This is a genomic window from Pseudomonas sp. Q1 (assembly GCF_009935975.1).
Classification (GTDB): domain Bacteria; phylum Pseudomonadota; class Gammaproteobacteria; order Pseudomonadales; family Pseudomonadaceae; genus Aquipseudomonas; species Aquipseudomonas palleroniana.
The window spans coordinates 201,155-220,053 of the sequence record NZ_QODI01000012.1 but is presented as its reverse complement, the minus strand read 5'-3'; the positions used below and the strand labels follow the sequence as shown (position 1 = coordinate 220,053).

Annotated in this window: 16 protein-coding genes; 3 read left to right on the top strand and 13 right to left on the bottom strand. The window is 62.2% G+C overall.

The window, feature by feature from the left end; all coding sequences use genetic code 11:
- The first annotated feature begins 143 nt into the window (after positions 1-143).
- Complete coding sequence (locus DK870_RS20185) at positions 144-1,886, top strand: phosphoethanolamine transferase CptA (RefSeq protein WP_090371463.1); 1,743 nt, start codon at positions 144-146, stop codon at positions 1,884-1,886.
- 158 nt (positions 1,887-2,044) lie between these two features.
- Positions 2,045-2,266 (top strand): hypothetical protein, encoded by a 222-nt coding sequence (locus DK870_RS20180; protein WP_060757102.1) that lies wholly within the window; start codon positions 2,045-2,047, stop codon positions 2,264-2,266.
- Between the two features lie 100 nt (positions 2,267-2,366).
- Here DK870_RS20180 and DK870_RS20175 read toward each other — a convergent pair whose 3' ends face one another.
- From DK870_RS20175 to DK870_RS20130, 10 genes are all read right to left on the bottom strand, one after another.
- Entirely contained in the window at positions 2,367-2,858 is a 492-nt protein-coding gene (locus DK870_RS20175; RefSeq protein WP_090371465.1) for a GNAT family N-acetyltransferase, read from the bottom strand.
- A 150-nt stretch (positions 2,859-3,008) separates the two neighbouring features.
- Positions 3,009-4,130 carry a cell division protein ZapE gene (gene zapE / locus DK870_RS20170; RefSeq protein ID WP_161549499.1) on the bottom strand — a complete coding sequence of 374 codons (1,122 nt, stop codon included), beginning with the start codon at positions 4,128-4,130 and terminating at the stop codon, positions 3,009-3,011.
- Between the two features lie 15 nt (positions 4,131-4,145).
- The gene (locus DK870_RS20165) at positions 4,146-4,481 is read right to left on the bottom strand and encodes a nuclear transport factor 2 family protein (RefSeq protein ID WP_060757105.1); all 336 of its coding nucleotides are present in this window, start codon (positions 4,479-4,481) and stop codon (positions 4,146-4,148) included.
- Positions 4,482-4,533: 52 nt separating this feature from the next.
- Positions 4,534-5,250, bottom strand: coding sequence for a YafY family protein (locus tag DK870_RS20160; RefSeq protein WP_060757106.1), 717 nt, complete (start codon positions 5,248-5,250; stop codon positions 4,534-4,536).
- A 426-nt stretch (positions 5,251-5,676) separates the two neighbouring features.
- Entirely contained in the window at positions 5,677-8,334 is a 2,658-nt protein-coding gene (gene pepN, locus DK870_RS20155) for an aminopeptidase N (RefSeq protein WP_060757107.1), read from the bottom strand.
- A gap of 13 nt (positions 8,335-8,347) precedes the next feature.
- Positions 8,348-9,178 carry a DUF2797 domain-containing protein gene (locus tag DK870_RS20150; protein WP_090371477.1) on the bottom strand — a complete coding sequence of 277 codons (831 nt, stop codon included), beginning with the start codon at positions 9,176-9,178 and terminating at the stop codon, positions 8,348-8,350.
- Positions 9,175-9,435, bottom strand: a complete 261-nt coding sequence (locus tag DK870_RS20145) for a YeaC family protein (RefSeq protein WP_060757109.1) — start codon at positions 9,433-9,435, stop codon at positions 9,175-9,177. Before DK870_RS20145 ends, DK870_RS20150 begins: the two co-directional genes overlap by 4 nt.
- Positions 9,436-9,449: 14 nt before the next feature.
- Positions 9,450-10,319 (bottom strand): rhomboid family intramembrane serine protease, encoded by an 870-nt coding sequence (locus tag DK870_RS20140; protein WP_060757110.1) that lies wholly within the window; start codon positions 10,317-10,319, stop codon positions 9,450-9,452.
- Positions 10,316-11,290: a metallophosphoesterase gene (locus DK870_RS20135; protein ID WP_372241686.1), complete on the bottom strand. Its 975-nt coding sequence runs from the start codon at positions 11,288-11,290 to the stop codon at positions 10,316-10,318. Before DK870_RS20135 ends, DK870_RS20140 begins: the two co-directional genes overlap by 4 nt.
- Positions 11,287-12,177: an NAD(+) kinase gene (locus DK870_RS20130; RefSeq protein WP_003217892.1), complete on the bottom strand. Its 891-nt coding sequence runs from the start codon at positions 12,175-12,177 to the stop codon at positions 11,287-11,289. Before DK870_RS20130 ends, DK870_RS20135 begins: the two co-directional genes overlap by 4 nt.
- 145 nt (positions 12,178-12,322) lie before the next feature.
- On the opposite strand from DK870_RS20130, the gene DK870_RS20125 reads away from it, so the two are divergent.
- The gene (locus DK870_RS20125; protein WP_161549498.1) at positions 12,323-13,270 is read left to right on the top strand and encodes a DUF1853 family protein; all 948 of its coding nucleotides are present in this window, start codon (positions 12,323-12,325) and stop codon (positions 13,268-13,270) included.
- 210 nt (positions 13,271-13,480) lie between these two features.
- On the opposite strand, the gene DK870_RS20120 is transcribed toward DK870_RS20125, so the two are convergent.
- From DK870_RS20120 to cobN, 3 genes are read right to left on the bottom strand one after another with little or no spacing between them, the layout of a single operon-like run.
- A complete protein-coding gene (locus tag DK870_RS20120) occupies positions 13,481-14,083 on the bottom strand; it encodes a VWA domain-containing protein (protein ID WP_161549497.1) in 603 nt (200 codons plus the stop codon).
- A gap of 53 nt (positions 14,084-14,136) precedes the next feature.
- Positions 14,137-15,135, bottom strand: a complete 999-nt coding sequence (locus tag DK870_RS20115; protein ID WP_161549496.1) for an ATP-binding protein — start codon at positions 15,133-15,135, stop codon at positions 14,137-14,139.
- Positions 15,135-18,896 carry a cobaltochelatase subunit CobN gene (gene cobN, locus DK870_RS20110; RefSeq protein WP_161549495.1) on the bottom strand — a complete coding sequence of 1,254 codons (3,762 nt, stop codon included), beginning with the start codon at positions 18,894-18,896 and terminating at the stop codon, positions 15,135-15,137. Before cobN ends, DK870_RS20115 begins: the two co-directional genes overlap by 1 nt.
- Positions 18,897-18,899: the final 3 nt, after the last annotated feature.

Below are 18,899 nucleotides of genomic sequence, written 5' to 3'. Positions count from 1 at the left end.
GCGTTGCAAGGCAATGCCTACAGAAAACTCACAAAGTTTTCACATACCTGCCCCGATACTTCCGATCCGCGATGCCGCTCACTTACCGAGCGGCCTGATGCCGTGCGCGTGTGCGCGGCAATCATTGACTGATGGGGCGCTGGATGGCGATGTTCAAACGCAGCACGACGACTGCGAAAGGCTTTGATTGGGCCGGCCTGGGCTGGCTGTTTCTGTTTTTCTGGTATTTCTCGGGTATTACCCAACTACTCATCCAACTGACCGGCACGTCCGGCTTCAGTGGGTTCCGGCAAGCCTTCTTCCTGAGCGCGCTGTGGCTGGCGCCCATGTTGCTGTTCCCGCGCCGCACGCGCCTGCTCGCCGCCTTGATCGGTGTCGTGCTGTGGGCATGCTCCATGGCCAGCCTGGGTTATTTCTTCATCTACCAGCAGGAATTTTCCCAGAGCGTCATCTTCATCATGTTCGAGTCGAACATCTCTGAAGCCGGCGAATATGCCACCCAATACTTTGCCTGGTGGATCATATTGGCGTTCATCGCCCATACCGCCATGGCGGTTTTCCTGTGGACGCGCCTGCGCCCGGTCTACCTGCCTCGTGGCCAGTCGATACTGGCCGCCGTCGCGATCGTCGTAGCCGTGGTCGGTTACCCACTGGTCAAGCAATTCGCCACCAGCGACACCCGGGAACAAGCGATTGAGCGCTTCGAAAGCCGCATCGAGCCGGCGGTACCGTGGCAGATGATCGTTGCCTATCGCCGCTACACCGAGCAACTGAACAACATGCAAGGCATGCTGACCAGTGCCAGCCAGATTCCCCCCTTGAAAAACCTCAAGGACACCATGGCCGGCCAACCGTCGACCCTGGTACTGGTCATCGGTGAGTCCACCAACCGCCAGCGCATGAGCCTCTACGGTTACCCGCGCAACACTACGCCGGAGCTGGACAAGCTGCGCGACCAACTGGCCGTGTTCGATAACGTCATCACCCCGCGCCCCTACACCATCGAAGCGCTGCAACAGGTGCTGACCTTCGCCGACGAAGAGAACCCGGATCTTTACCTCAAGACGCCGTCGATCGTCAGCGTGATGAAACAGGCCGGCTACAAGACCTTCTGGATCACCAACCAGCAGACCATGACCAAGCGCAACACCATGCTCACGACCTTCTCCGAGCAGGCCGACGAGCAGGTGTACCTGAACAACAACCGTAACCAGAATGCTCGCCAATACGACGGTGACGTGCTGGCACCCTTCTCCAAGGCCCTGGCCGATACCGCCGAGCGCAAGTTCATCGTGGTGCACCTGCTGGGCACGCACATGAGCTACCAGTACCGCTACCCGGAAACCTTCGAGAAATTCACCGATCGCCAGGGCGTGCCCGAGGGCATCAGCGATGAACAGTTGCCGATCTACAACAGCTACGACAACGCTGTGCTGTACAACGACTTCGTGGTCTCGAGCCTGATCAAGGACTACGCCAAGACCGATCCGAACGGTTTCCTGCTGTACCTGTCGGACCACGGCGAGGACGTCTACGACTCGGCCGGACACAGCACGCTGGGCCGTAACGAGGGCAAACCGACAGCGCCGATGTACACGATTCCATTCATGGCCTACGCCTCGCCCAAATGGCGTGAAACCCACGACTGGAGCTTCGCCGCAGACTTGCAGCGCCCGTACAGCAGCGCACAACTGATCCACACCTGGGCCGACCTGGCCGGGCTGAGTTTCGATGAGTGGGACCGCAGCAAGAGCCTGGTCAACGACAGCTTCAAGCCACGTCCCCGCTTGATTGGCGACCCCTATGCACGCCAGCAGAAGAGCTTGATTGATTTCAGCTTGCTCAAGCCAAAAGCCGCGGACGCTTCCGACGTCGTTCTCAAGTAATCATTGACTGATTATTCAGATATTCCCGAAGTTAACAAAAACGTTAACTTCGGGTCATCACCGCGTTAACCCCCAGTTAATAAGATAGGCCCATAGTCGCTCCATGAATCTAATCACGGAACGACTGGATACCTTTCACTCTTAACGGGAATACTGCCATGAAACTTTCGACTTTAATGCTTGCCAGCCTGATGACCCTGACTTCCGCCGCTGCCTTTGCCGAAGGCGGCTCAGAGCGTTCGAAAGAGTTCTACAACAACTTCAACCTCGTCCAGCAGCAAACCCACGGCACGAATGAACAGACTGCGTCCGCCGATGGCAAGTCGGTAAAAGCCTCCAGTGTTGAACAGAACCGTTCAGAGCCGCTTCCGAAAAGTTGATTTAACGCTGACTTAATACGTATACCCCTGTGCCACTTCGCTCCTGTGGCAAAGGTTAACTTGGCGCCACTTGATGGCGCCTTTTTTATGCCTGCGTTTATTAAAGCGACTTCTTCCAGAACAACATGCGACCGTGGGCCGGATCAAAGACCGAGTCTTCAAAGCCAAACTTGCGATACGCCGATTGCGCGACGGCGTTACCCTCCAGCACTTCCAGAGTGATCTTGCAGCAACCGCGTTGACGCGCGATCTCTTCAACCTTCTGCAGCATTTTCTGGCTCAGCCCCAAGCCACGGAACGCCTGCATCACCACGACGTCGTGGACGTTGACCAACGGGCGACAGGCGAAGGTCGAGAAACCTTCAAAGCAATTGACCAACCCCGCCGGCTCGCCACCGACAAACGCCAGTACGCTGAATGCGTGGGGGCGCTTGGCCAATTCGGCAGGCAGTTGCTCCAACAGGTCGGCCGGCAAGGCATGGCCTCCGCCCATCGGGTCCTGCGCGTAGTGATTAAGCACTTGGCCAATGGCCTCGGCGTGCACAGGGTTTGTGTAGCTGGCTTGCAGCACCAGGATATCTGGGGTGTCCATTGCCTTCCTCGATTGCGACAACAAGGGAACCGGTTCCCTTTGAGAACGAGGATTGTAAGCGTGGAGCCGGACGCAGATGAAGGAGATTAACTACAAATGCCCGACAGAAAGCACGAAGGTTGTGCGTTTCCAAAACGCGCCAACTACGTTTTACGTGGATTTTTCCCCGGCGCCGAAACGCTGCAACTGCATCTCTTGCAAGCGGCTCAAGGTGCGCCGGAACGCAAATTCCAGGTAGCCCTCGGTGTAGAGCTGCTGGAGCGGCACCTGGGCCTCGATAAACAGCGGGACCTTGCGGTCGTAGCACTCATCCACCAGCGCAATGAAGCGCCGCACGCTGTCATCGTGCACCGACAGGGCCGGTAATTCGCGATCACCGGCTTCGACACGCTGCGCACCATCTTCGGTGCCACGGGCGATGCGGCCTGGCCGGGTCTGCGCACTAAGGCAGGGAACCTCACCGAGCAGGATGGCCTTGAATCGATCGCACAGCAGCATGAAGTCCATTGCCGACAGCGGTTGCTCGCACAGATCGGCATAGCGGCACCACACCACGCTGTCGCTGAAGCGCACGGCCGCGAGGCTTCGGTGGCCCACGCTGAGCGGCCCGTCGGATACCGCCTGCCCTTCGCTCAATTGCTTGAACAGCGTGGCAAGCGCCTCCGGCTGATTAACCCAATAACGCTGCAGGCCGGCTCCCGGATGCAAACGATGGTCTTCAGCGCCGTCCACCGCCACCACCCGCATATGCCGCTTGATGGCCTCGATACCCGGCAGGAAGCGTTCGCGATTGAAACCATCGGCGTACAGTTGCTCCGGCGGCTGGTTGGACGTGCAGACCATCACTACCCCTTCCTCGAACATCACCTGGAACAGGCGACCGAGGATGATCGCGTCACCGATGTCATTGACGAACAGTTCATCAAAACACAGCACACGCACTTCGCGGCTCAACTCGCGAGCCAATGCCTGCAAGGGATCTTGAATGCCGGTGAGCTGGAACAGGCGTTGATGCACCCACCCCATGAAGTGATGAAAATGCTGGCGCCGGGCAGGCACTTTCAGGCTCTGGTAGAACTGGTCCATCAACCAGGTCTTGCCACGCCCCACCGGGCCCCACAGGTAAACCCCGGTGATGGGCGAGTGGCCTTGGTGCAAGGCTGCGTGGCAAGCCTGCAAGGCGTCCACCGCCCGACGCTGGGCGTCGTCGGGCACGAAACCTTGCTGGTTGATGGCCTGTTGGTAAGCGGCGAGCGGAGAGTCGAATGTCATGGCCGCCAGTATGACTTACAGCGAGATATCCAACCGTGAAATCTTGCCCTGCTCGTTCAGGCGAAAGGTGTAGCGCAGCTCCAGCGGGCTACCTGGGAAATTGCCATGCACCACATTGCTGACCAGCACCTTGCCGGTGCGGTGTTGAACCTTGAGTACCTCGACCCGAGGCTGGTAGCGACGCCCGGTGTCCTCCATCCATCGTGCAATGGCGGCGGTGCCGACCTGATGCTCGCCTTCATCGAATACGTTGGCGTCGTCGGCAAAGCACTGGGCAACCGCCGAAGTGTCATAGGTATTGGCCGCCTCGATATAGGCCGCGATGGCCGGGGCCAACTCAGGAAGGGACATGGCACAGCTCCTTTTTTGGTGATTTATGGCGCCATGCTAAGCCAGGTTTGTGTCAGCTTTTGTCAGGAGTAAAGGGTGCGGATGCCTGTTGTTCCATCAGCTTGCGCCAACCTCGCAGCAGGTCACTGCGTCGCCCTGGGTAGCGCTCGCCCTGGTTCGCCGCAGCAGCCACACGGTCGGTACGAAAGGTCCGATAGGCCCCGCGTAACTCGCACCACGCCACAATGACCCGCACCTCATTGAGAAAACCCAGCGCCAGCGGCCAGATCAGGCGCTGGCTCTGGGTCTGGCTGGCATCAGCGTAGTCGATGTGCAACTTGGCTTGATGGTTGATGGCTTCGCGAAACACGTTGAGCGGCACGCGGTTTTCCGGGTAGCCGAAGCCCGGCGGCCCGGGCAAGAGCGTCGGGTTGCGCAACGCTTCCTGGGCGGCGGGGTCGAGCACATCCGCAATTTTCGCCAGGGCGTTGGCGGCAGCGCGGCTCAGCACGTCATCGCCGCGCTGGTCGACATAACGCAGGCCCAGCACGATGGCTTCGGTTTCCTCGGCATTGAGCATCAAGGGCGGCAGAAACAGACCGGCGCGCAGTACATACCCTACCCCGGCCTCGCCAAAAATCGGCGCGCCCAATGCCGTCAATTCGGCGATATCGCGGTACAGAGTGCGCTCCGAAACCTCCAATTGCGCAGCCAGCACAGCAGCAGTCACCGGCCGTTTCTTGCCCCGCAGGGCTTGGAGCAACGTCAGTAGACGAGTGGTACGCGACATATCGACCCCGGCAAAGCGAAAAGTGCAGCAGCTTAGCAGAGGCCCCTGTCAGAAAATGGCAGCAGCCGATGGCTTCACTTCATCCACGCCCACTTGAACCTGCTTGTAGTGAGCGGGCTTGCCCTAATGCCTGTCAGTTAAGAGATAGAGCGGACGATGGATAACCTGTGGGAGGGGGCTTGCTCCCGATAGGCCGCGCAGCGGCCTCAAAAATGGGCCTGCTACGCAGTCCATCGGGAGCAAGCCCCCTCCCACAATGACCGCGTTAAGCCTTAACTGACAGGCATTAGGGCTTGTCCCGCGCTGGGTGGCGCAGCCGCCCTAAAACCAGACACCTCGGTTTTGCTGAAACACCGCGGCGTCCTTTTTGGGGCGGCTGCGCCACCCAGCGCGGGACAAGCCCGCTCACTACAAGGGTTAGCTGAGTTATGCGAGGCTCTTGCTGACCACCTCGAACACATCACTCGACAACTCGCCGGACGCAAGAATGCGCTCCAGCTGCGCCTTCATCAGCGCCTGGCGGGTGTCGTCATATTTGCGCCAGCGTGTCAGCGGCGCCAGTTGGCGCGAAGCGATCTGCGGGTTGAGACTGTTCAGCTGGATCACCAAGTCCGCCAGGAAGCGATAACCCGAACCGTCGGCCGCATGGAAGTTGATCAGGTTCTGCCCGGCGAATGCACCAATCAGTGCCCGCACCTTGTTCGGGTTCTTGATGTTGAACGCAGGGTGCTCCATCAACGCCTTGACCCGATCCAGACCGCCCGGCAAGGTGCTGCCGGCCTGCACGCTGAACCATTGGTCCATGACCAGCGGGTTGTCCTTGAAGTTTTCCGCGAACACCGCCAGTGCCTGGGCCTTCTGCGCTTCGAACGGCGAATTGACCAGCACCGCCAACGCGGTCAGGCGTTCGGTCATGTTGTCGCAGGCGTCGAACTGTTCCAGGGTGGCCGCCAGCACTTCGGGCTTGCCGCTGAGCATCAGGTACGACAGCGCGATGTTCTGCAAGGCGCGCCGCGCAAAGTGCTCGGCGGCCGCCACATACGGGGTCTGTCGGGACAGCGCACGGTTGGCCTGATAGCGCAGCCAAAGCGCTTCGAACAACTGCTCGGCGAGCTGCTGGCGGGCAAACTCACGCGCCGCGTGGATGGCATCGACATCCGCCACTTCGCTGATTTCCGTCAGGTAGGCTTCACTCGGCAATGACAGCATCTCGGCGACCATCGCCTGATCCAGGCGCTCATCGCTCAACACGCTGCGCAAGGCCTCGATCAGGCGTTGATCCAGCTTCAGCGGCTGACCCGCCTGATGCTGGCTGATCAGCTCCTGCAACACCTGCACCGCCAGTTGCTGGCCGGCATCCCAACGGTTGAAGCCGTCGCTGTCGTGCTGCATCAGGAACATCAGCTGATCGCGGCTATACGGGAAGCTCAGTTTCACCGGCGCCGAGAAACCGCGCAGCAGCGAAGGCAACGGCTGTTCGGCGATATCGACGAAGGTAAAGGTCTGCTCGGCTTCAGTCACCGAAATCACCCGCGAGGTGCCGGCAGCGCTCGACTCTCCGGCCAGGCGCAAGGCAATGCCGGCGCCCTTGCCGTCCAGCAGGCCCAACTCGACCGGGATCACGAACGGCAGTTTTTCCACCTTGTCCGGCGTCTGCGGGCAGCTTTGGCGGAACGTCAGGCTGTAGGTCTTGGCCGCGGCGTCATAGGACTCGCTGACCGCCAGGCGCGGCGTACCGGCCTGGCTGTACCAGCGTTTGAACTGGCTCAGGTCGGCGCCATTGGCATCTTCCATGGCCTTGACGAAGTCGTCGCACGTCACCGCCTGGCCATCGTGGCGTTCGAAGTACAGGTCGCTGCCTTTGCGGAAGCCTTCGGCCCCCAGCAAGGTGTGGATCATGCCGACCACTTCCGAACCTTTTTCGTACACGGTCAGGGTGTAGAAGTTGGAGATTTCGATAAAGCTTTCCGGGCGCACGGCGTGAGCCATCGGGCCTGCGTCTTCGGCGAACTGGTGAGTGCGCAGGTACGCCACATCCTGAATGCGCTTGACCGTGGCCGAGTTCATGTCGGCGGAGAAGCCCGAATCACGGAATACGGTGAAGCCTTCCTTGAGCGACAGCTGGAACCAGTCGCGGCAGGTCACGCGGTTGCCCGACCAGTTGTGGAAGTACTCGTGGGCGACGATCGCCTCCACACGCTGGTGCGCGGCGTCGGTGGCGGTTTCGGCACGGGCCAGCACAGCACTGGAGTTGAAGATGTTCAGGCCCTTGTTTTCCATGGCGCCCATGTTGAAGTCGTTCACGGCCACGATCATGAATATATCGAGGTCGTACTCGCGGCCGTAGGTTTCTTCATCCCAGCGCATGGATTTTTTCAGGCTGGTCATGGCGTGCTGGCACTTGTCGATATTTTCCGGCTCGACGTAGATGCGCAGCGCCACTTCACGCTGGGTCATGGTGGTGAAGCTGTCTTCCACGCACCACAGATCACCGGCCACCAGGGCGAACAGGTAGGCCGGTTTCTTGAAAGGGTCTTCCCAGGTTGCCCAATGACGGCCGTCTTCACCGGGGCCGCTGGCGATCGGGTTACCGTTGCTCAACAGCACGGGGTAGCGGTGTTGCTCGGCGATCACCGTGGTGGTGAAGGTGCTCATCACATCCGGGCGGTCGAGGTAATAGGTGATCTTGCGAAAGCCCTCGGCCTCGCACTGGGTGCAGAACATGCCGCTGGATTTGTACAGGCCTTCCAGCGCGGTGTTGCTTTCCGGGTGGATCTTGACCGTGGTGTCCAGGGTAAAGGTGGCGCTCTTGGGGTGCACGGTCAGGTGGCTATCGGTCAACTGGTAATCGGCGTCGGTCAATTCCTGGTCGGCCAGGTTCACGCTCAGCAGCTCCAGTTGCTGGCCATCCAACACCAACGGTGGCAAGCCGGCGCCGCGCTCAGGGTTGCGGCGCATCACCAGTTGCGCGTGGACCAGGCTGTGGTCCTCGAACAACTCGAAGGTCAGGTGTGTTTCGTCGATCAGGTAATCCGGCGCCTGATAATCCTTCAGGTAAATCATCTTCGGTTGTTCGGTGCGCATGGGTGGCATCCTTCTACTGATGCACGGCGAGCTGGTAGGCCGTGTATTTGCGAATATTGATAACGCCGGTATCGAAGATCAGGTATTGGCCCTTGATCCCCAGCAGCGTGCCTTCGGCAATCGGGTTCTTGTCCAGGTTGAAACTGACGATCTTGGCGGGATATTGCTCCACCGGGTAGCGGATTTCGATGGGTTCGATGTCGGTCACCGGTTGGATGGCCTGCAGACCGAAGCGTTCCTGCAAACCGAGCAAGCCGTCGGCGCAGGCGCTGAACAGTTCTTCGCGCACCTGCTTGAGGTCGACCGACTGGGCGTCACCCTTGAGCAGCGCGCGCCAGTTGGTCTTGTCGGCCACTTGGCTGCGGAACAGGTCTTCGACGAAACCCGATTGCTGGCGGGTGGCGACGCGCATGATCGGCAGCGCCTGGCTCGCGCCCTGGTCAAGCCAACGGGTTGGCAGTTGAGTGGCACGGGTGATGCCGACCTTGATCCCCGACGAATTGGCCAGGTAGACCACATGGTCGGTCATGCAGAATTTTTCGCCCCAGCCTGGATCACGGCAGGTGCCGGCGTCGTAATGGCAACGCTCGGGGCTCATGATGCACAGGTCGCACTGGGCCAGTTTGGTCATGCACGGGTAGCAGTAACCCTGGCTGAAACTGGTCTTGGTCTTGCGGCCGCAATGGCTGCAATGGATGGCGCCGAGGTATTCCAGGCGCACGTGAGTACCGATCAACGGGTTGACCGGCACCTCGGTATCACCCAGGCGAAACGCATACTGAACAGTCGGCTCACCGAGTTGCGCCGACATTTTGCTGACTGCACCGCGACCAATTTCAATCAATGGATCGCATCCGACTTGAACAGGATGTTCGGCACCGGCGCCGATTTGGACGCGCATTCCTGCGGGCCCATATAGCCGGTGCGCTGGTCTTCCGGCAGGTTCTGGATTTCCCAGGCGATCACCGCCTGCAGGGACAGTTCGCGCTGCTCGTCGGTGAGCTTGCGGCCATCGGACCATTTGCCGATTTCCACCGCGAGCTTGAGGCTCTCGTAGATATCCGGGGTGATGTTTTCGATCATTTCAGCAAAAGAGGACATAAGGCTCTTCCTTATCAAATAGACGCTTTGCGACGGCTGTACAGCCCGCCCAGCAAACCTGTCAGGCAACCGATGGCCAAGCCGCCCACGTGGGCCGCGTTGGCGATTTCGCCGAAGCCGATCATCGAGACCAGCCCCGACATGCAGAGCACCAGCCATATCAGCATCATTGCCAGCACCCCACGGGGCAGGCGATAGGCCGGGTTGGGCGACAATAACTGGAAGATCCAGCAGTGCCCGAGCAGGCCATACAACACACCGGACAGCCCGCCGAACAGGCCCGGGCCGCCATAGGCATATTGCGCGTAATTGGAGACCAGGCTGAACAACAGGGTCAGGCCCAGCAGGTTGATACTGCCCTGGCGCACCTCGATACGGCGCCCCAGCTCCCAATACCACATGCCATTCATGGCCAGGTGCAGGATGCCGAAGTGGATCAGCATCGGCGTGACCAGCCGCCACCACTGCCCTGCGGCCAGGCTGTCGGCCAGCGGCGTGAACTGGATGTATTCGCCCATGACCCGGAACGGCAGGAAGGTCAGCCAGGCCATGGTTTGCAGGTTTTCACCGAGCAGGGTCACCGCGCCCACGATCATGCTAGCCAACAGCACCAGCGCGGTCACCGGGCTCATGCGCAGTTGCTGGACAAAGCCTGGGCGGGTGACGGGCGCCTGCTCGGGAATGTCCAGTTGCTGGTCCGGATCACCGGCGGGAAAGCGCTGATACAACACGCGCACGTCGTCGCTGATGCTCTCGGGCACCCACAACACCTGCTCACCGCCCTCCTCGCTGACGCGATGAGGCACCTGCATGCGTTGCAGCAGTTTGACGAAACCACCCAGGTCGGCGCTCAAGGGCAAGCGCAATACAGCAACGGTGCTCATGCAATAACCTCAGGCCGCTCAACGTCGACCCATACAAATTTACGGGGGTCCAGCCGGGTTTCCTGGTCCAGTCGATACGCCACCAGCTTGCCGTACAGCACCGCACTGTAGTCCAGGCAGGCCAGGTTCGGGCGAATCGGCGCCGGTTTGCCGCTGCGCCAGTAATGGCCGACGAACAACAACGGCTCGTCGACGCCATAGCGCAGCAGGGAGTTTTTTTCAGTGGACGACAACGGCGTGCGCGCCACCGGCTCCGGCAAGGCGTCGGGCTGGAACACAATGTCGCCGTAGGTCTTGGGGTCGTCCTCCCAGAACTTGGTGCGAAAGAACGAGCGCGTCAGGCCGTCGCCACCGGTCAGCGTCAGCCCATCGGGCAGGCGCATATCGGTGCCACGCAGCAGGCGGTCGAAGGCGTTGCAGGCAAAACTGCCGGGCACGGCGGCGGCCTGCAGGAAGTGCTGGTCGATGCAGCCGTCCGGGAAGGTCGCCCGCAGCGGTTGGATAAAACTGTCGTCCCAGCACGCATGCACCACGCGAAAACGCCCGGCATCGACAAACAGCGGCATGTCATAGAACCAGCCAAGGAAGTCATGCCAGTCGGCCGGGTGATGCTCGAACTGGGTCAGGGTCTCATGGATCAAGCGTGCATGCCGTGGGTTGTGCTCACGCACGAACTGCTTGCCACTGCCTGGCGGTGCCGCGGTGGTCCAACCCAGTGCGTTGAACTCGTGATTGCCCATGACACACAACGCCTGGCCGGCCTCGGCCATGTCGTGGACGATATGCAACGCCTCGCGAATGCGGGGGCCGCGGTCGATGATATCGCCGAGGAACACCGCCATACGCGTGGGATGGCGCCAGGTGCCGCCCTGCTTGTGGTAACCCAGCCGGTCGAGCAAGTGCTCGAGGGTATGGGCGCAACCGTGCACGTCACCAATCAGGTCGTAGCTACGCGCGGGATCGAGCATCAGTCGCCTCCACCCCCCAAGCGGCTGCCCCAGCCCAACTTGGTGCGGCACACTTCGTAGTAGTTGTGATCCAGCGGGTGGATCAAGCGCAACTTCTGTGCCTTCTTGCTCACCGTGATGGTGTCACCGGGAGCGCAGGTAAAATGGTTCTGCCCGTCGCAGGAGACTTGCGGGTAGATCTGCATGTCTTTGGATACCACGATCTTCAGCTCACTGTTGCCATCGACCACAATCGGCCGGCTGGACAACATATGGGGGTACATCGGCACGATCACAATGGCATCGAGCTTGGGGTGCATGATCGGGCCACCGGCCGAAAGCGCATATGCCGTGGAGCCGGTGGGCGTGGCGACGATCAGGCCGTCGGCCTTCTGGCTGCACACGAACTGGCCGTCGATATACAACTCGAACTCGATCATGCGCGTAGATTTGCCCGGGTGCAGCACCACGTCGTTCAGGGCATCGCCCTGGCCGATGGCTTCGCCGTGGCGGCGCACTTCGGCTTGCAGCAGGAAGCGGTTTTCCACCAGGTAATGGCCGTCGAGCACCTTGGCCACTTCGACTTCCAGCTCATCCGGGCGGATATCGGTCAGGAAGCCCAGGCTGCCCCGGTTGATCCCCAGCACCGGCACGTTATGCCGCGCCAGCGCCCGGGCCGCGCCGAGCAGGCTGCCGTCGCCGCCGACCACGATCACCATGTCGCACACTTCGCCGAGCATCTTGCGCGACGAGGTTTGCAGGCCATGGCCCGGCAGGATTTCAGCGATAGTGTCTTCGAGGATCACGTGCAGGTGGCGTTCCAGCAGGAACTTTTTCAGCCGGCGGACGGTGTCCAGCACCTGGGTACTGCCCAGACGACCGATAATGCCGATATTGCGAAATTGCTCCATGGGGCTCCTGCGGGATGTAGGGTATGGCGAAAAACAACGATTATGGGCGAAAGGCCGCGCCAGGCAAAACCCTTTGTCGCTGCCCGACCATGATGACAACGGTTCTCAGCCACCTGCCCGGTGCGTAAAAGGCTATGCTCGGACCATGACGGTATTCCCTGACTTGCATCATTTACCCCGCCAACTGCGCCACCCCGAGGTGCGCGACCTGGCGTGGGTGATCCTGGCCCCGCCGATGCTTGCGCAAACGCCCTGGCCTCAGCGTCACCCATTGGCCGGCAGCGACTGGGTGCAGGCGCCCGATCGGCTGGAACACTGGTTGCGCACTCTCGATCAAGACAGCAGCGCCTTGCAGCATTGGTTGAGCCTGTCACGCACCCGGCGCCTGGGCCTCTACTACGAACGCCTGTGGCAATTCGCCGTGCAACACGCGCCGGGCGTGGAGCTATTGGCGGCCAACCTGCCGATCCGCCGCGCCGGGCACACCCTGGGCGAGCTGGATATGCTGCTGCGCGACCGCGATGGCGTGCACCACCTGGAACTGGCGATCAAACTTTACCTCGGCCCCCAGCACGGCAACGGCCAGGACACCGCGCAATGGCTGGGCCCAGGGTGCCACGACCGGCTGGACCGCAAACTGGCGCACCTGGCTCAACATCAATTGCCGATATCGGCCAAAGCCGAGAGTCGCGAAGCCCTGGCCACGCTGGACATCCAATGCCTGGAGGCGCATCTGTGGCTGGGGGGTTACTTGTTGTACCCCTGGCCCGGCCAGGCCGCGCCGCCCCACGGCGCCCATCCGCAGCATCTGCGCGGGCGCTGGCTGCATCAGCGTGACTGGCGGGATTTTTCCAGCGCAAGCCCAGCCGGTCGCTGGCAACCCCTGCCACGCCACGCATGGCTGGCGCCGGCACATTACCCCGCGAGTGAAGTGTGGAGCGTGGAACAGATGCACCACTGGCTGGCCGACCTGGACCCGATGGCGCCGGCACAGTTGTTGGTGCGGCTGGTGCAAACCGGCGAAGACTGGGAGGAAGCTGAGCGCCTGTTCCTGGTAGCGGATCTCTGGCCCAACGTGCCAGGGAGTCTGTAGTGAGCGGGCTTGCCCTGATGCCAGTCAGTTAAGCGATAAAGCGGGCGATGAATAAATTGTGGGAGGGGCGGTGCGACGATTCGACTTGCTCCCGATAGGCCGCGCAGCGGCCTCAAAAATGGGCCTGCTACGCAGTCCATCGGGAGCAAGCCCCCTCCCACAGTGACCGCGTTAAGCCTTAACTGACTGGCATTAGGGCAAGCCCGCTCACTACAAATGATCGATGTGGCGATACTCCAACTGCAAGCCCGTCGCCAGCTCCTGGGCCCGCCCCAACCTGATCGGCCCACGCTCGATATCCACCAGCCACCCCGGACACTCCAGCGACGGCAAACCGGCAACCTTCTTGAGTCGCCCATCGGTAATCACCAACAAGCGCTGCTGCTCGGCAGGATAGCGCTTGCGCCGCTGCGCCAACCAATTCCCGGCCTCGATCAGTGCCGCCATTAACGGCGTACCGCCACCGGCACCCAGCTGCTCCAGCCAACCTGCGAGGCTCTTGGCCGCTTTCAGCCCCTGCACCTGCCACTTCGGCGACTGCCCGCTGGCCGTCAGCAACGCCATGCGCACGCGCTGTCGGTAGGCGTCTTCGAACAGTTGGGCCAGCAAGCCCTTGGCGTCGCTTAATGCGCGATGACGCCGCGTGGACGCCGAGGCATCGACAATCACCAACCACAACTCATGCGCCGACCGGCTACGCAGATGAAACAGCAAGTCCTCGCGCGCGTGCGGGCGACCACCGAGCAAGGTGCCCGGCCAATTGACCGAGCCCTGCTGAGCGCTGCGCGCCCTGCCCTGCGCGCCTTTGTCCACTCGCCCCGCTTTGGGCCGGGCATCCGCCCCCGCGTCCAGTCGAGGGCGGATGCCTAGGGCTTTTTTGGCCAGGCCGCCACATCACGGCGCGCACCCGTGGGCAGTGCCGGTGCAGGCATATCGCCCCACTGGCCTTGGCCGGGTGAAGGATCGGACTGCTTGGGCGACTGGCCCTGATGGGGAGGACCGGCAGGCGGTGATTGCTCCTGACGGCGATGGCGCAAGGCAAATTCGGCCACGGCGTCGATATCTTCGTCGGCGATGGCATCAGCCCCTCGCCAAGCGGCATGCGCCCTGGCGCCGCGCAGCCAGACAAGGTCTGCACGCAAGCCATCGACACCCGCCGCAAAACAGCGCTCGGTAATCTTTGCCAGGGCCTGGTCATCCAGCGCGATACCGTCTAGCCGCGCCCGGGCCTGGGTGCAACGTTCACGCAACTCGGCCTGTTGCCCGGCCCATTGCGCACAGAAGGCGTGAGGATCGCGGTCAAAGTCCAGCCGACGCCGAATGATCTGCCCGCGTTCGGCGGGCACGGTATGCCCGCTCAAGGCCACATTGAAGCCAAAACGGTCGAGCAACTGCGGGCGCAACTCGCCCTCCTCCGGGTTCATCGTGCCGATCAGCACAAAGCGCGCCGAATGCCGATGGGAGATGCCGTCCCGCTCGATCAGGTTAGTGCCGCTGGCAGCCACATCCAGCAACACGTCCACCAGATGATCCGGCAACAAGTTGACTTCATCGACGTACAACACGCCGCCATCGGCATTGGCCAACACGCCGGGGGAAAACTGCGCACGACCTTCGCCCAGCGCGGCGTCCAGGTCCAGGGTGCCGACCAGCCGCTCTTCAGTAGCGCCCAACGGCAAGGTGACGAACTGACCGCTGGCCAGCAAATCCGCCAGGCCACGGGCCAAGGTGGACTTGGCCATGCCGCGCGGGCCTTCGATCAGCACGCCGCCGATCTTCGGGTCGATGGCCGCCAGGCACAGCGCCAGTTTCAATGCATCGGCGCCGACCACGGCGGCCAGTGGGAAATGTGGCGTATCAGTCATCAGCTGTCTTCTTCTATATCCAGCAACAGGTTTTCCAACGCCTCGCGATACGCACCCGGCTCCTGCCACAGGCCGCGCTGCTGAGCTTCAAGCATGCGTTCGGTCATGTCGCGCAGCGCGGCCGGGTTGTGCTGTTGCACAAAGGCCCGGGTGTCGGGGTCGAGCAGGTAGGCGTCGGCGAGCAAGGCGTATTGATGATCATCGATCAGCGCCGTCGTGGCGTCGAAGGCGAACAGATTGTCCACCGTCGCCGCCATTTCGAAGGCACCTTTATAACCGTGGCGTTTGACCCCGTCGATCCACTTCGGGTTGGCGGCACGGGAACGGATCACCCGGTTCAACTCTTCCTTCAAGGTACGGATCTTTGGCAAGTCCGGCTGGCTGTGGTCGCCATGGTAACTCGCGGCTTTGGCGCCACTCAGGGTTTCCACGGCGGCGAGCATGCCGCCCTGGAACTGGTAGTAATCGTTGGAGTCGAGCAGGTCATGCTCGCGGTTGTCCTGGTTCTGCAACACCGCCTGCACCTGGCTCAAACGCCGAGCGAACTGTTCGCGGGCGGCGCTGCCTTCATCCGAGCCACCATAGGCGTACGCCCCCCAATTGAGGTAAACCTCGGCCAAGTCCTCGCGGCTTTGCCAGAGGCGACCGTCAATGGCGCCCTGCACGCCCGCGCCATAAGCACCGGGCTTGGCGCCGAAGATCCGCCAGCCGGCCTGCCTGGCTGCGGCCTCTGCGTCCAGGCCCGAGCTGAGCAGCGCCTCGCGCTCGCTGCGCACCTTGGCGGCCAGCGGGTTCATATCGTCCGGTTCATCCAGGGCGGCCACCGCCTGCACCGCCGCGTCGAACAAGCGGATCAGGTTGGCGAAGGCATCCCGGAAGAACCCGGACACCCGCAACGTCACGTCGACCCGCGGGCGATCCAACAGGCTGATCGGCAGGATTTCAAAGTCATCCACCCGTTGGCTACCGGTGGCCCACACCGGGCGCACACCCATCAGCGCCATGGCCTGGGCGATATCGTCGCCGCCGGTGCGCATGGTCGCCGTGCCCCATACCGACAGGCCGAGCTGACGCAGATGGTCGCCGTGATCTTGCAGGTGTCGCTCCAGAATCAGGTTGGCCGACTGAAAGCCAATGCGCCAGGCCGTGGTGGTCGGCAGGTTGCGCACATCCACCGCGAAGAAATTGCGCCCAGTGGGCAGCACATCCAGGCGCCCGCGACTCGGCGCACCGCTGGGGCCGGCCGGTACGAAGCGACCGCCCAGGGCATCGAGCAAGCCCCGCATCTCGGCCGGGCCGCAGCTGTCCAAGCGCGGCGCCACCACCCAGCGCAGGCTCTCGATAACCGCCTTCACGTCCTCCCAGCCCGGTTCTTCCAACTGTTCCAGCGGACCTTCCAGCGCCTGCTCGATCAACCGCGCCGCATACAATTCCAGGCGTTCACGCGTGTCGCCGGCGGTGCGCCACAGCTGCGCGTCGAGCGCCTGCAAGACCTCGGGCCGGCGCCCGGTCCAGGGCTCGGCCAAGGCACAGTCAAGGGGGTCAAAGCCCAACTCGAAAGCCTTGGCCAATACACGCAGCAGGCTCGATTGCGGGCCACGGCCGTCGCCACGCGGGATGCGCAACAACGCCAGCAAGGTGTCGATACGCAGGCGGCCTGCGGGAGATTCGCCGAAGACATGCAGGCCGTCACGGATCTGCGACTCCTTCAAGTCGCACAGATAGGTGTCCAGGCGCGGCAGCCAGACGGCCGCGTCCACGTCGCTGCCCAACTCCAGTTCCTGGTCGATACGGGTTTCGCGCACCAACTTGAGGATGTCTTTCTGCAGTTCCAGTGCGCGGCGCGGGTCAAGCAACTGCGCCTCGTAATACTCATCCGCCAACAACTCAAGGTCACGCAACGGACCATAGGTTTCGGCGCGGGTCAGCGGCGGCATCAAGTGATCGATGATCACCGCCTGGGTGCGCCGCTTGGCTTGGGCGCCCTCGCCCGGGTCATTGACAATAAACGGATAGATATTCGGCAGCGGCCCCAGCAATGCATCAGGCCAGCAGGTTTGCGACAGGCCCACGCCCTTGCCCGGCAGCCATTCGAGGTTGCCATGCTTGCCCACATGGATTACGCCGTGGGCGCCATAGGTATGGCGCAGCCAGAAATAGAACGCGAGATAGCCGTGGGGCGGCACCAGGTCAGGGTCGTGGTACACCGCGCTGGGGTCTACCTGATAGCCCCGCGCAGGCTGGATCCCGACAAAGGTCAGGCCCAGGCGCAGGCCGGCAATCATCAGGCGGCCATCGCGGCACATCGGGTCGTTATGAGGTGGTCCCCAACGCTCCTGCACGGCCTGGCGGTTGGCTTCGGGCAAGCGGTCGAACATCGCCTGGTAATCGTCCAGGCCCAGGCTCTGGTGGCAAGGGCGCAGGTCGAGGCTGTCCAGATCATTGGTGACGCCGCCCAGCAATTGGTGGATCAGCGCGGTGCCGCTGTCCGGCAACGCGTGCGGCAGCGGGTAGCCTTGCGCTTGCAGCGCACGCAGGATATTCAGCGCCGCCGCTGGGGTGTCCAGGCCCACACCGTTGCCAATGCGCCCGTCACGGGTCGGGTAGTTGGCGAGCACCAGTGCAATACGTTTCTGTGCATTCGGCAGCCGCGCCAGCTCAACCCAACGGCGTGCCAGTTCGGCGACAAAGTCCATGCGCTCAGGGGCTGCGCGGTAGCACACCACGTCCGACTGGCTACGCTCGCTGCGCCACGCCAAGTCCTTGAAACTGATCGGCCGGCTGATGATGCGCCCGTCCAGCTCCGGCAAGGCAATGTGCATCGCCAGGTCGCGTGGGCCGAGCCCCTGTTCGCTGGCCTCCCAGCCCGGCTGGTTGTCTTGCGCGCAGATCGCCTGGATCACCGGGATATTGCGGCGAAACGGGTATAAATGCGGGGCTTCGGGGCTGGACTGGGCAAAGCCGGTGGTGTTCAGGATCACCGCTGCGCTGACTTCGTCCAGCCAGTCCTCGACCACCGCCAGGCAGCCGGGCTCCTTCAGGCTGGCCACCGCCATCGGCAACGGATTAAGCCCCGCCGCCTGCAGGCGCTGGCAGAACACGTCGATAAAACCGGTATTGGCCGCCTGCAAATGGGAGCGGTAAAACAGCACCGCCGCCACCGGCAACTCAGGGTTCCACTGCGGCTGCCAGTCATTAAGGCAGGCGTTGGCGTGCTGGGGATGATAAATCGCCGTGCGCGGCAACAGCTGCGGCTCGGCCCAGGCGTAATCGCGGCCCAGGTACGTACTGGCCAGGCAGCGATAGAAATCCAGGGCATTGCCCAAACCGCCTTGGCGCAGGAAGTGCCAGAGGCGGTCGCGTTCTTCCACGCCGACGGTGCTCAAACCACTGAGTTCCGGGTCCGGGCGATCATCGCCGGGTACCAGGATCAGCTGCACACCACGCTCGGCCAACTCCACTAACCGCTCAATGCCGTAACGCCAATAACCGATGCCGCCGTGCAACGAAATCAGGATGACCTTGGCGTGGCGCAGCACCTCATCGACATACAGGTCGACCGAGGCGTGATTCTGCACCTGCATCGGGTTGGCCAGGCGCAAGCTGGGATAATCGTCGGGTAACTGCTGCGCCGCTTCGGCCAACAGCGCCAGGCTGGAATCGCCGCTGCACAGGATCACCAGTTCGGCGGGGGTTTGTCCAAGGTCGGCGATATTGTCGTCCGAGACGAAACCACCGGGCTGGGTCCTGAGCAGGTGCATGGG